The organism is Moheibacter sp., from assembly GCF_049672845.1.
In the GTDB taxonomy this organism is placed as follows: Bacteria; Bacteroidota; Bacteroidia; order Flavobacteriales; family Weeksellaceae; genus Moheibacter.
Window position 1 is genome coordinate 12,477 of record NZ_JBATWT010000012.1, and the last position, 13,482, is coordinate 25,958.

General features: G+C 37.5%; 16 protein-coding genes. 10 read left to right on the forward strand and 6 right to left on the reverse strand.

The annotated features are described in order from the left end of the window. Window positions 1–4 precede the first annotated feature (4 nt). From WBF63_RS05855 to dgt, 5 genes are all read left to right on the forward strand, one after another. The gene (locus tag WBF63_RS05855; protein ID WP_424368775.1) at window positions 5–481 is read left to right on the forward strand and encodes an ABC transporter ATPase; all 477 of its coding nucleotides are present in this window, start codon (window positions 5–7) and stop codon (window positions 479–481) included. A 129-nt stretch (window positions 482–610) separates the two neighbouring features. Then, window positions 611–1,213: a LemA family protein gene (locus WBF63_RS05860; protein WP_424368776.1), complete on the forward strand. Its 603-nt coding sequence runs from the start codon at window positions 611–613 to the stop codon at window positions 1,211–1,213. A 6-nt stretch (window positions 1,214–1,219) separates the two neighbouring features. Beyond that, complete coding sequence (locus WBF63_RS05865; RefSeq protein WP_424368777.1) at window positions 1,220–1,651, forward strand: TPM domain-containing protein; 432 nt, start codon at window positions 1,220–1,222, stop codon at window positions 1,649–1,651. Further along, entirely contained in the window at window positions 1,632–2,441 is an 810-nt protein-coding gene (locus tag WBF63_RS05870; RefSeq protein WP_424368778.1) for a TPM domain-containing protein, read from the forward strand. The genes WBF63_RS05865 and WBF63_RS05870 overlap by 20 nt, the downstream gene beginning before the upstream one ends. 64 nt (window positions 2,442–2,505) lie before the next feature. After that, the gene (gene dgt, locus WBF63_RS05875; protein ID WP_424368779.1) at window positions 2,506–3,870 is read left to right on the forward strand and encodes a dGTP triphosphohydrolase; all 1,365 of its coding nucleotides are present in this window, start codon (window positions 2,506–2,508) and stop codon (window positions 3,868–3,870) included. A 91-nt stretch (window positions 3,871–3,961) separates the two neighbouring features. Here the strand turns inward: dgt and WBF63_RS05880 are convergent, their stop codons facing one another. Beyond that, entirely contained in the window at window positions 3,962–4,639 is a 678-nt protein-coding gene (locus tag WBF63_RS05880; protein WP_424368780.1) for a hypothetical protein, read from the reverse strand. 260 nt (window positions 4,640–4,899) lie between these two features. Between WBF63_RS05880 and WBF63_RS05885 the strand changes: the two genes are divergently transcribed. The 3 genes from WBF63_RS05885 to WBF63_RS05895 all read left to right on the forward strand — a co-directional run bounded on the left by WBF63_RS05885 (window position 4,900) and on the right by WBF63_RS05895 (window position 7,528). Then, a complete protein-coding gene (locus WBF63_RS05885) occupies window positions 4,900–6,369 on the forward strand; it encodes a hypothetical protein (RefSeq protein ID WP_424368781.1) in 1,470 nt (489 codons plus the stop codon). A gap of 397 nt (window positions 6,370–6,766) precedes the next feature. Then, entirely contained in the window at window positions 6,767–7,240 is a 474-nt protein-coding gene (locus tag WBF63_RS05890; RefSeq protein ID WP_424368782.1) for a hypothetical protein, read from the forward strand. Between the two features lie 96 nt (window positions 7,241–7,336). Then, window positions 7,337–7,528 carry a hypothetical protein gene (locus WBF63_RS05895; protein ID WP_424368783.1) on the forward strand — a complete coding sequence of 64 codons (192 nt, stop codon included), beginning with the start codon at window positions 7,337–7,339 and terminating at the stop codon, window positions 7,526–7,528. Between the two features lie 87 nt (window positions 7,529–7,615). Here the strand turns inward: WBF63_RS05895 and WBF63_RS05900 are convergent, their stop codons facing one another. The 3 genes from WBF63_RS05900 to WBF63_RS05910 all read right to left on the reverse strand — a co-directional run bounded on the left by WBF63_RS05900 (window position 7,616) and on the right by WBF63_RS05910 (window position 10,436). Beyond that, window positions 7,616–8,689 carry an iron-containing alcohol dehydrogenase family protein gene (locus WBF63_RS05900; RefSeq protein WP_424368784.1) on the reverse strand — a complete coding sequence of 358 codons (1,074 nt, stop codon included), beginning with the start codon at window positions 8,687–8,689 and terminating at the stop codon, window positions 7,616–7,618. After that, window positions 8,689–9,435, reverse strand: coding sequence for a 3-deoxy-manno-octulosonate cytidylyltransferase (gene kdsB / locus WBF63_RS05905; protein WP_424368785.1), 747 nt, complete (start codon window positions 9,433–9,435; stop codon window positions 8,689–8,691). Before kdsB ends, WBF63_RS05900 begins: the two co-directional genes overlap by 1 nt. Window positions 9,436–9,548: 113 nt before the next feature. Continuing rightward, entirely contained in the window at window positions 9,549–10,436 is an 888-nt protein-coding gene (locus WBF63_RS05910) for a DUF4349 domain-containing protein (RefSeq protein ID WP_424368786.1), read from the reverse strand. 252 nt (window positions 10,437–10,688) lie between these two features. Between WBF63_RS05910 and WBF63_RS05915 the strand changes: the two genes are divergently transcribed. Next, window positions 10,689–11,438 carry a DUF3822 family protein gene (locus WBF63_RS05915; protein ID WP_424368920.1) on the forward strand — a complete coding sequence of 250 codons (750 nt, stop codon included), beginning with the start codon at window positions 10,689–10,691 and terminating at the stop codon, window positions 11,436–11,438. After that, the gene (gene rsmD / locus WBF63_RS05920; protein ID WP_424368787.1) at window positions 11,399–11,947 is read left to right on the forward strand and encodes a 16S rRNA (guanine(966)-N(2))-methyltransferase RsmD; all 549 of its coding nucleotides are present in this window, start codon (window positions 11,399–11,401) and stop codon (window positions 11,945–11,947) included. Before WBF63_RS05915 ends, rsmD begins: the two co-directional genes overlap by 40 nt. Here rsmD and WBF63_RS05925 read toward each other — a convergent pair whose 3' ends face one another. Then, a complete protein-coding gene (locus tag WBF63_RS05925; RefSeq protein ID WP_424368788.1) occupies window positions 11,948–12,994 on the reverse strand; it encodes an endonuclease/exonuclease/phosphatase family protein in 1,047 nt (348 codons plus the stop codon). It lies immediately after the preceding gene. A gap of 80 nt (window positions 12,995–13,074) precedes the next feature. Continuing rightward, window positions 13,075–13,446, reverse strand: a complete 372-nt coding sequence (locus WBF63_RS05930; protein WP_424368789.1) for a septal ring lytic transglycosylase RlpA family protein — start codon at window positions 13,444–13,446, stop codon at window positions 13,075–13,077. Between the last annotated feature and the right edge of the window lie 36 nt (window positions 13,447–13,482).

Consider the following 13,482-nt stretch of genomic DNA (forward strand, 5'->3'; position numbering starts at 1 on the left):
GAAAATGAATTTATCACAAAACTCCAAAATATGGATTTTTCAATCCACACGAAATTTTAACTCCGAAGAAATAACCGAAATCGAATCCACACTTGATGCATTTATGCAGGAATGGAACGCCCACGGAGCCAAACTTACCGCGGCTTATGCCATTCCTTATGACAGATTTATCGTATTGGCAGTCGATGAAAATGTCGAGCCGGCTTCCGGTTGTTCCATTGACAGTATGACGCGGATTGTCAAAGCACTTGAAGAAAAATACAACTTCGGATTGTTAAATCGTATGCTGGTTTCGTATAAAATTGAAGACGAAATTTTCACTTTGCCTTTAAACGAATTCAAACAAAAAGTAAAAAACAACGAAATTCCCGAAGAAGCAAGTGTTTTCCACAATGGAATCACTAAACTCAGCGAATTTGAAGAAAGCTGGGAACTTCCGCTTGCCGAAAGCTGGGTGAAATCTTTATTGGTTATTTCCTGATAATCCGTTTCAAAGAATTCATCAGAAAAACCAAAAAATAATTACATTTACAATTATAATTTAAACTGAAAACTATAAAATGCCTTGTGCATTGCATCTAACCATTATTAACAAAAAAACTAAAACTATATGAAAAAAGGATGTTTAATCGGAGGAATTGTAGGATTACTGGCTTTGGTTGTAATCGTTGTGCTTTGGGGCGTAGGGATTTATAACAATATCATTCCAAAGGATAATGCAGTAAAAGCTCAGTGGGGAAATGTGGAAACTGCTTACCAGAAACGTGCTGACCTGATTCCGCAATTGGTTGAAACCGTAAAAGGAGCCAAAAACTTTGAACAGGAAACATTGACCCAAGTCATTGAAGCCCGTTCAAAAGCAACTCAAACGACAATTGATCCGACTAATCTGACACCGGAAAATATTGCCCAATTCCAGCAAGCACAAGATGGGTTGAGCAGTGCATTGAGCAGACTGATGGTTGTGGTGGAACGCTACCCGGAATTAAAATCCAATCAGAATTTCCTTGCGTTGCAGACAAGTTTAGAAAGCATTGCTGACGAAGTTCGGTTTGAACAAAGGAAATTCAATGAAGCAGCTGAGCTTTACAATAATTATATTCAGACAGTTCCCAATAATATGATTGCGAATTTTGGCGGATTTGACGAAAAAGGATATTTCAAAGCGGCAGAAGGCGCTGAAGTAGCTCCGTCTGTTGATTTTTCAAACTAAAATAAATTGAAAAAATTTTCATTATCCGAAAAGGAAGAGGAAAAAATTATCAGGGCGATTCAGGAAGCTGAGCGCAATACCAGCGGAGAAATTCGTGTGCACATTGACGCTGAGCCAAACGGAAATCACCTTGATATCGCCACTGCGGTTTTTCATTCGCTCAAAATGAATGAAACCAAAGACCGCAATGGCGTTCTTTTTCACGTTTCGCCTAAAGACCACAATTTTACCGTAATCGGTGACATCGGAATCGATGCGGTTACTTCTGAAGATTTCTGGGACGAAATAAAGGATACTGTAATCAAAAAATTCAAAAAAGGAAAATACGCAAAAGGCCTTGTAAAAGGAATTGAAATGGCCGGAATTGCATTGCAGAAATATTTCCCCTATGATGATGAAGATAAAAATGAATTGCCGGATGAAATCAGTTGGGGTTAGAATTTCAGTTTTTCTTTTTTTGTGTTTCGCAGGAATTTCGCTTGCGCAGACACCTTATGACGTAACGAAAAAAGGTTATACACCCGAAGTCAAACTCGTTCACGATTTCGGGAACATGCTGAATGCGGTGGAAAGAAGCCAGCTGGAAAATAAATTGGTGGCTTATGACGATTCCACTTCGGTTCAGATTGTAATTGTAACTTTCAAAAATCTGGAAGGTTATCCCATCGAATTATTGGGAAACGAAATCGGGGAAAAATGGGGCGTAGGACAGAAAGATACCCATAACGGAATTGTGATTGTCCTGAGTGATGAAGACCGGAAAGTGACTTTGCGAGGTGCTTATGGAATTCAGGCCAAAATGCCGCCTACCGTTGAAAAACTTATCATTGACCAAGAAATGATTCCTCAATTCCGAAACGGAAATTATTATCAGGGACTGGACAATGCCATCAATGCGATTCAGCAACAATTAGCCGGACAATATCAGGCCAAACCAAAATCATCTTCATCCGGCGATGGCGGTGGAATACTCGTTTTTCTTTTCTTTCTGTTTGTTATTATAATCTTTATCATCATCGCAAGCAAAGGCGGCGGTGGTGGTGGCGGAAACCGTTCGAAACGCGGATTTAACTGGGGTGATGTGATTTTCACCAGCGGCGGAAGCAGAAGTTGGGGCGGTGGCAGTGGATCATCCTGGGGCGGAGGCGGAAGCTTTGGTGGAAGTGGTGGTTTCGGAGGATTCGGTGGCGGAAGCTTTGGTGGAGGTGGAGCCAGCGGAAGTTGGTAGGTAGCGATGTTCGAAGCTCGAAATTCGAAATTCGATTTTCATCACAAAAAACTATCTTTGCGGTATGACGGATTTGAACTTGATTTATTCGCCAAAAAGGTTGGGCGTAAACCATACAAAAGATACCCGAAGCGAATACCAGCGTGACTTTGACAGAATAATTTTTTCTTCAGCTTTTCGCAGATTACAAAATAAAACACAAGTGTTTCCCTTGCCTGGAAGTGTATTTGTCCACAACCGATTGACACATTCCCTGGAAGTAGCTTCAGTAGGTCGTTCGCTGGGAAGTCTGGCCGGAGAATTCATTGTGAAAAAATTCAAAGATCAGTTAACAAAAGAATCCCGTCAGTTTTATCGGCACAACCTTTACAATGTTATTTCATCTGCCTGTCTTTGCCACGACATCGGAAATCCGGCTTTCGGGCATTCGGGTGAAGATGCGATTGCTTCTTATTTCGAACGAAATGAATCTTCTTTAAAAAATAAATTTACTGATAAAGAATGGGCTGATTTTATTCATTTCGAAGGAAATGCCAACGCCATAAGAATTCTTACCCAACAACAAACCGGCAAATCAGAAGCTTCATTCGGGCTGACTTTCGCAACCTTGGTTTCGATTGCCAAATATCCCTGTGAATCAGTAGCGAAAAATAAAAAAATACTGCATCGCAAAAAATTCGGATTCTTTCAGGCCGAAAAAGAAAATTTCCTGAAACTGGCTGATGAAAGTAAAATGATTCAGGAATCTGAAAATCCGATTATCTACAAACGCCATCCTTTTGTCTGGCTGGTGGAAGCGGCAGACGATATTTGTTATAACATCATTGACTTGGAAGATTCGCATAGATTGGGGATCATTGACCACGATAAATGCGTGAAATTACTCGAAGAACTGATTGCTTCTTTTGATCCGAAAGGAATTGAAAAAGTGAAATTAAGACTGAATGAAATTTCAGACAAAAACGAAAAGATTTCCTATCTGCGTGCAAAATCAATCGGACAATTAATTCGGGTGGCAGCCGAAGCTTTTGAAGAAAATTTTGAAGCCATTTGCAACGGAAGTCTGGAAAAACCTTTGCTGGATTGTGTAAAAGAAAAAAATGAAAATTCCGCCCGGATTTTAAAGGAAATTGAAGCTTTTTCGATTGAATTCATTTACAATCACCATTCGGTAGTGGAAATTGAAAACGCAGGTTATAATGTGATGTACGAATTGCTTTCGCATTTTGCGGAACCAATTCTGAAGTCAAACCGCAGCAAATGGGAAGAAAAAGCGGTAAAACTGATACCTTCTCAATTTCTGTATGAGGACGGAACTGATTACCAGAAAATGCTGGGCGTTCTGGACTTTGTTTCAGGAATGACCGATAATTATGCAACTGAACTTTACCGAAGAATCAAAGGAATTGAAATCGGAATGAGGCGGTAAGTGTTTTGAGTTGAGTGTTAAGGGTTATGAGTTATGAGTTAGAAAAAACTCAAAACGCATAGCGCACAACACAAAACACAAAACTCACAACTCAAAACTTAAAAACCTTATCATCTATCGTCGGATTGATCTGAATGGATGAGAAATGGATAACATATTCGCCGCCGTCTTTGGGTTGCCCCACAATTCGCGTAGCAAATTCAAGACCATTGAACTTTTTATAATCGTAATAGAATAATTTTTCGTCTTTGTTTTCTTCCCAAAGCAAAGCATAATTCTGAGTCGAGAAACAATAAGTCACTTTGTTTACGTTTTTGGTCAGCTCGACTTTATAGCATTCTTTACCGTCAGAAGTTGATTTTCCGGTATAATTAGCCGTAAATCCTTTTTTTGCGTAATCCATTATGTCAGAATCAAATGCATCGGGCTGATAGTTTTTCAGGATTTCGTTTTTTCCCGATAATTCATTGTAGGTCCAGCCATTTTTGCCGTCATAACCTTCGTTCAGCATTTCTTTTCCTTCGACAGTGAAAACTACTTTTTTCTCGTATGGACGACGATGGTAAACGCTCATCGGATAAGATTGATCCAATCCCAGAATTACGTCGCCTTTTAAAATAATGCTATTTAATTTTTTCCAGTTAGCGGTGCCACCCGAACTTTCCAGATGATTGTGGATAATTTGCTCAGCTGTTTGCGCATTCAAATTCAGCGAAGTGAAAATTAATAAAAAACAGAAAATTATAAATCGGAAATCGTGCATTTTCATGATAGAACTTTTTGAAAGCATAAATTAATTCAAATGTAGGACAATCTTAATAATCGGAGGTAAATAGACCAAAATTCATAAGTTAAAAATTTTTAACTAAATTTGTTAAAATGAATATGAAAAAGATAATTTATTTTTTTCTGCTGTGCTAAGCAGGTTTATTGTTTTCCTGTTTAGAAGACGGGGAAATCTCAAAACATGAAGATGTTCATGAAAAACCCCACATTGGATACAAAAGAAGTATCGTGGATTTTCAAGAAATGAAATCAAAACTATCTTTATCAAAAGGGCGGGCAATTTCATTATTTTCCAATTTAGCCAATAAAGGAGGGGATGATTACATTCTGGCAATTGACAGTACTTACGTTATTCAATTCAGTAATGATTCACTTACAACATTTACTATGGGAGTAAGCACATTGGACGATGAGAATTACTCATATTCCAACCTGATTATAAGGCTAATGGATGGCGAAACGGAAGAGTTTATAGCACATTATTCCCCCACAGATGAGTGGCAAACCGCACATAATAATGGAGAATATTTACCTTATGAAGGTACCTTGCAAGTAACAGATGCAGATGGTGTTTCTATTTTGGATAATAATGAAGAAGGGTCTCAGGGGAAATTATCTACATGTTATTTCGCATTAGAATCGGAATATGTTGAATGTTATGGATCTACATGTCCTTGTACTGATGGAAACGGCACTACAAATTATAGCATTACTCTTGTCTGCACAGGATCTGGAGGAGGAGGTACACCTCCGGATTATGGTGACCCCGGATACCCACCAAGTGGAGGAGGTGGAAGTGGATCAGGTGGTTCAGGATCAGGCGGTGAGGATCCAGGTTTACCTACTGATCCTACGGAGTGGGCATTGATGCAACTTGAATACGAATTAGAAGACAACACATACTTACTATTAGATTTAGATTTTCCTTGTAGTCAACTTGACAAATGGAGAGAAGTAATTGATTATGATTTCCCATATGAAGTTCTGCAAAGACTCGATTACATTAATAATCAAATAGGATTCAATGGATTTGATCTACAATTAATTGAGTTTGCAGACGGGGCAAAAGTTAATATGGACTATTATCCTATTACGATTTCAAATTTTCCTATAAACCCTAATACTGGTCAAGCATTTACACCTCAAAGTTTTTTTGAATTAATGAGAAAATCATTAAATTCATTCTTATCTGGAACACCTACATCTTTTAGTGCATATAATTCGACAGAATTGACTAAATGGAATTCAAATGAATATTTAACTAGCATAATGAGGTTTGATATTGATGTTAACGAATGGATTACACAAGATGGAAGTGTAATTTGTGTGGAACAGCATCCCGAAAGATGGAAGTTTGCCACTATGAGAACACCTCAAGATTTTGATCATCCTGTTAGTGGTGTAAGAGAGTTTGGATACTATGAGGATGTTAATGGAAATTATGTGTACTATACTAGAGGGGTAGATAGAGTGCAAAATAATATTCAAGAATGGATTGGTAATGTTGATGGATTACAACAACAATTTGAAGAGGCAGATGTTTTATGGAATAAATTTCAAGATAATATGGTTAATTTTGTTAATGATTTTGGTGGTAATGCAGTTGAAAATAATGATTTTAGATCAATACCTGACTGGAATCAATTGAAGGATGTACTTTTCCATAATGCACCAATATATTCATTACCAGGTTTTGATAATCCATGTGAATAATTCTTAATGAGGATTTTAACAATAGTATTCGTATTTATTTATTCAGTAATAGCTATGGTAAGTCATTTGTTTGCCTATTCTATTTTAAATAATCCAACAAAGTATAATTTTTTATTTTCCGGATATTTTTATTTGTATATGATTTCGATGATTATTCCAATTTCTTTCTTTGGAAGTTTTGCATTTTTTTTATTGTATAAAAAATTTAAATTTCTAAATACTTATATCTATACGTTTATAATTGTATTAAGTCAGATAATTTACTTTATTCCAAAAATAAGTAACAATGATAATTTAGTGAACTTCATTACAATTGGACTAATTATTTCGATTTTTTATGGTTTTTTATTAAATCGTTTCATGAAATATAAATTAATTAATACTAAATAGGTCTAAAATGAATTTATCGCAATCAATATTCTGTTTGATTTTGCTATGCTGTGGGCTTTGTAAGTCATTTTCACAACAAGTTAAAGATTGTGATTCCTTACAATTTATTTCAACAGCGATGGGAAATGGTAAACTTCAATGGTTTGCGCCTGTAAAGCACACAGTGAAGACAGACTCTTTGATGCTTGAATTAGTAGGTGATAAAAAAGTTAATAAAGACGAAAGCTATTTTAAAGTCAATTCAGCAAATTGGAAATGGGATTGTAACCAAAAGAAGGGCATCATCATAATGAGTTTAACAAAAAAAATTATTGCACAAGATAATCCTTTGGATATAAAATTTGTGAATGCAATGTATACAATAGACTTTTTTGAAGAACCACCAGAAATAACATTGAAGTATGAAGATAATCCTATGATTCACTTTTCAGGTGTAGAATTAACTTTGATTCAAGAAGAAAAAGATTCTGATAATAAATAAAATATGCATAATTAACTATGGAAGATTCAATAATTGTAAATCACTTCAGTTAGGGATTAATAATTTTCAAGTTATTGATTAATAAAATAATTCAACATGGAAGAAGCAACCGTAGTAGTCGAAAAAAGTATGGATTCATTTGACTTCCTTTTAATTGTTTGGCAGATTGTTGTTCTGTTATTCTATATTTTACTTGGCTATTTTGTTATAAAAATTTACAAAAAATTATTCCGGTATCTTGATATGAGAATGAAAGAGATGGAGGGCAAGAATAAACCTAAAGATTAATTTGTAAAAAAAAAGGTTCCGGAACGACCCGGAATCTTTTTTATTTTTTGCAAGTTTAAGCCAGAGTAAAGGATTTTTTTAATCCCATTACATTTTTTCATACAATTCTCTAACAGTTTTCTCATTCATTTTTTCTTTCCAATTTTTTCCTAATGCATTTTCCCATAGTGGTGAAAGACTCAGTGCAACCTGAACCATTTTGTTCATTTCATCATCGCTCAAATCCGAACAAACATTTTTCGGAATTTCCACTTGGAATTTCTCTACCATTTTTTTGAAATCACGCACGCCTTCCGGATAGTATGCCTCGATTTTATCAAATGCAATACAATTCCCGACGCCGTGTTTGATCCCCAAAACATAGGAAAGTCCATAACTCAATGCGTGCGCCACTCCGACTTGCGAATAAGCAATGCTCATCCCACCATGCCAGGAAGCCATCATCAGGTCTTCATTTGACTCATCATCCCATTGCGGTTTTTCCAGGTAAATTTTCTTGCAGAGTTCCAATGCTTTTTCGCCATAACTCTTGCTGAACGCGTTCAGAAAAGTTCCGTTCAGAGATTCGATGCAATGAATATAACAATCCATTCCGGTAAAAAACGCCTGATCTTTGGGTGCATCATGCGTCAAAGCCGGATCGAGAATTACCTGATTAAAGGGTGTGAAATCAGAATTTAATCCGAGTTTTCTTTCTGGCCCGGTCAGTACGCAGGTTCTGGAAACTTCAGCTCCGGTTCCACTCAGAGTGGGCACTCCGGCATGGTAAACGCCTTCATTTTTGATGAGATCCCAACCCTGATAATCGGCAGATGAACCCTCATTGTTCATCATCAGTGAAACCGCTTTGGTCATATCCATCACGCTTCCGCCGCCATATCCGATGATACCGGAAACTTTTCCGAATTCTTCTTTAAGCTCATTTCTGATTTGGTCTACGTCAGAAGTTTTAGGCTCTTCGGTGGTGTCAATGAAAAGAATTTTGTCGTTTCTTTTGACCGGAATATTTTCAACAAGTTTTTTTCCTTTGAAGCAATGGTCGGCAAAATAAATAATCGGATATCCGTTTTTGCGGAGTGGTTCCACAATTTCTTCTACCTGCTGCGAACTCCCGCGTCCATAAACGACGCGCGGAACCATGGGGAAATTTTTGAAACTCATCACTCAGTTGTTTGTAATATTTTTAAATAAGCATTTGCTTTTTCAAGGTCTTCCGGCGTATCGATTCCGATTCCCATAAAACCCGTTTCCAGAACTTTAATTTTCATACCATATTCCAGGTAACGCAATTGTTCCAGTTTTTCTGCCCTTTCATTCTGCAACATAGGCAATTTTGTGAAATTCAGCAAGGCAGATTTTCTGAATGCGTAAATTCCTATGTGCTGATAATATTTTGCTCTGAAATTGGTTTCTCTCGGATAGGGAATAGGGCTTCGCGAAAAATAAAGCGCAAAATGATGAATGTCCCAATTGACTTTCACGCTGTTTGGATTCTGAATGTCTTCTTCGTCGGTGATTTCTTGTGCTAGTGTCGCCAGCGAAATTTCTTCGTTCAAATCATTTTTGTACGCATCCACCAGCTTTTGCAAGGCTTCTTTTTTGACAAAAGGTTCGTCGCCCTGAACATTTACCACGATGTCGCAGTCCAAATCTTCAATAGCTTCAGCGATGCGGTCGCTTCCGGTTTGGTGTTCAGTTTTACTCATTATGGCTTTGCCGCCGTTTTGGGTGATTTCTTCAAAAATAACTTCAGAATCGGTTACTACAAATACATCCTCAAAAAGTCCGGTTTTTAATGTATTTTCATAAGTCGTCTGAATGACTGATTTGTCTCCCAGACGAGCCATCAGTTTTCCCGGAAAACGTGTGGCCGCAAAACGGGCCGGTATAACTGCAATTGTTCTCAAATAATACGGTTTAGCGTAAGTTCAAAATTACAAAATTAAAATTGAAACCCACCCAAATAAAATACCCCGAATGATGATTTCAGTCGGGGATTTTAATTGTTTTAGAATTAACTTTAAACGGTTTTTTTAAATTGAAATTTGATGAAGAAGAAAAGCAGAATTCCGATCAGCCAGAGCGGCCAAATGTAAAGTGCAGCCACCAGAACTGATTGGAAGAAATAAAATCCGTCCTGAACCGAAATTCCGGCACGGTACCAAAACCCCGGACGGAATTTATCGTCATAGGTTTTCGGATTAATTACGATGGTTTCTGCAATTTTTTCTTTCTCTGAAATGGCAAGCGTCAAACTGCTGTAAGCCACATCATCTTTGAGTTTCATGGTGGCGACTTTTTGATGGTTGATTTCGGACTGATTTCTGTCCATATTATTTACGACATTCTGGTTATCTGAAATTTTCCCATTTTTATTTTGAACATTTTCAAGTTTGTCATGGGTGGAATTCAAGCGATTGTTTTCCAAGTCGGCAAGTGCAAAATTCAGGCTGACATCATCGGCCGAAATATTTCGGTAATGCAGAAATTCAATTTCTTCGCCAAGCGAATTCAGAAAATTACCCAATTCTTTTTGGGGAATTCTCAAACTCATCTGGTTACTGACGCGGTATTTCTTGACTTCTATGGCGCTATCCTGACTTACTGCAAAACTTTCCTTGCTGAGAACACGGCTTTCCAACTGGCTGTTGGTAACAAATCCGCCAAGTTGCGCGAGTTTTGATTCAATTCGCATGGTGGAATTGTAAACATTTTTTACTTCCATCGATAAATCGGCGGTTCTCACAAACTGACGCTCTTCGTCCTGATATGTTGCTGCAGTGGAGCTGACCGGAACTGCGGATTCTTCTGCCGCTGCTTCCATCATTTCCGCAGATTCTGAATATTCACTACAGGAATGAAGGAACAGAAATAAAAGACTCAGCGAAATGATTTTTAAATTTCTCATAATGAATGATTTTAAAGGTTTTTCCGAAATTCTTAAATCAATTAGAGAATCTTTTGTTTTGGACTTGTAAGAATTTTGAATAATTACAACAATCAGATAAACAGTGATTTGTAATTGATTTTACAAGCCAAATTGATTTGATTTACAATGAAAATTCTGAAAATATGAAATTCGCGGAGAATGAATTATCTTTACCGCTCAAAAATTTAAGCCATTTCAGCATCAAGTGAACATATCAGGTCATTAAATCTCATTTTTTATCGGGAAGGATTTTCTTTTCTTGTGAAAGATCAAACAGAAAAAGCTTCCAAAGTTTCGCATATAAAAGTTACGCATCTCAATCGCTGGGAAACCGAAATCATCAAAGAACTGGAAATTAATCTTCGTCTCAGACGCAGTTTCGATGAAGTTTATGTGGCTTTTGTTTCATCGTTTTTCAATTTGGTTCCCCAAGAATTTTCAACTGAAAATCCGGAAGTTTTATTGAATTTTTCCGAAGCTGAATTTGAAGACAACCAGATTTTGAAAAGCTTTACCGCAAAGGATTCCTGCTTTGTTTACGGAACTTCCTCGGCATTGATTCAGAAGCTAAAAGAACTTTATGGGAATCCTGTTTTTACGCATTCCGGACAAGTTTTGATGGATTCGGTCGATAAGACAGAGGGGCCAACAGTCTATTTAAACCTGATTCACCATCAGCTTGAAATTCTGGTGACAGCCAATCAAGGCATTCGTTTTTACAATCTATTTGAAACGCCCACCGGCGAAGATATTTTGTTTTTTACCCTTTTTGCGATGGAACAACTCGGTTTGGACACCAACAAAGTGGAACTTAAATGCTATGGTGAACTTCTTCCCAACACAAAAGTCTTCCAGATTCTGAAAAAATATGTGCGTTTTATGAGCGCTGCCATTAAAGACGAAGAGTTTTTGGGTAACTTTACACTTCATAATTTATCAAAATGCGCATCATCTCAGGCTCTTTCAGAGGCAAAAAAATAAATGCTCCGGCCAATCTTCCGGTTCGTCCCACAACCGATTTCGCAAAAGAAGCGCTATTCAATGTGCTCAATAATCATTATGATCTGGACGAAATCTCTGTGCTGGATTTATTTTCGGGAATCGGAAGTATTTCACTTGAATTTGCTTCGCGTGGAAGCCAGCGGGTTCTTTCGGTGGATCAGGACGCAGGCTGTGTCAAATTTCTTTCGGAAACCGTGAAATCTATGAATTTGGAAGAGGTCGTTTCAGTTCTGCGAAATGATGTGTTCCAATTTCTGAAACGAAATACACAAGGGAGTTTTGATGTGATTTTTGCCGATCCGCCTTTTCACTTCGAACAAGAAGAATATGATAAAATCATTGAGTTTGTTCGAGACAACGACTGGCTGAAGCCAGAAGGAGAACTGGTTCTGGAACATTCGTCCAATATAAAGTTTGAAGACCATCCCAACCTGATTCAAACCCGGAAGTACGGAAATGTGAATTTTTCCTTTTTTGAATTCAGTTGATTATCGGGCTTCCTCAATTATTTCATTGGCTTCTTCACGGTCAGATTTTGTCGCATCGAGTTCCTTTTCTTTCAGTTCAAATTTGAAAGACAAATGAATGCTAATCGGGAAATGATCGGAGCCGATTCCTTTTTCGACTTTTAAATCCATTAAACGGAAGTGACTGCTCACAAAAAAGTGGTCAAGTGGCCAGCGCATAAGCGGATATTTCGCATGAAAAGTGCTGTACATACCACGCCCGATGCGCGGATCGAGCATTTCGCTGATGCGTAAAAACAATCGGGTGGTATGGCTCCATGCAACATCATTCAAATCTCCGAAAACGATCGACGGTCCGTTAAAGGCTTTGGCTTTTTTACCTACGATCAGAATTTCCGCGTCACGTTCTGTGCTTTCGGAATTTTCCTGCGGAACAGGAGGCGTCGGATGGATGCCAAAAAGTCTGACCGTTTTTTCATTTAGTTTTAAATCGGCAACGATCGAAGGGATTTCTTCATCGATCAGGTAATTAATTTCCTGATTTTGAATAGGTAATTTCGAATAAAAAAGAAGTCCGTATGTGTTTTCCTTCGGAACTTCAATGAAATAAGGAAATTCCTCTTTCAAAACTTGCATGGCTTTTTTCCATTCGGTATTGGTTTCTAGTAGAAAAACAATGTCGGGAGAAACTTCAGAAATACGTTCGATTGCTTTTTTATAATTTTTATTTTCCTGATACACATTGACCGTCAGAAGTTTGATTTGGTGTTCCGGATTGTTTTCGGTTTCATCAATCAACATTTTTTTGGAAAAAAACGAATAAGGATAAATAAACCAAAACAAAAAGACAAGAGTTGCGAAGAGCAAAGCCAGGGCTACCCATTTGAGCCAGAAATCGAATTTCACAAAAAATCCGGCAAACATAAGAATCATTAAAACGATACAGAAAATCTGAAACCGCGGAAAATCCCATACCCGAATCGTCCAATGTGGTGATTTGATAAAGGGCAGAAGCGTCAGAATTATAAAAATAGCTGAAAGAGTGTAAAAAATATAGTCCGCCGGCATAGGGAAAAGATTTCAAAATGAAAGGTACAAAAAAAGCTCCCTGAGTCGGGAGCTTTCTTGATATATCTTATATTAAGATATTAATTAACCACTTCGTAATCAATGGACATAATACCTCGGTTTATGTCTCCAATTTCTTCAAACGCAGCTTTGCTTAGGTCAAATTGACGTGATTTTACAAAGGGTCCTCTGTCATTAACTTCAACCACAACAGATTTTCCGGTTCTGTGATTCGTAATTTTTACTTTAGTTCCAAAAGGAAGTGTTTTGTGCGCGGCTGTGAATTCGTGCATATCGTACTTTTCACCGCTTGCAGTCAATTTACCATGGAATTTATCTCCGTACCAGGAAGCCTTTCCACTTCCAGATAACCAGGTTGCTCCATTGTAAAGCCCTGCTCCACCGAATGTAATAAATCCGACTAGTAATACGAATGTAAATACTGATTTCATTTTTATTTATTTTCAGATTTGCTCCGGCAAAAGTAC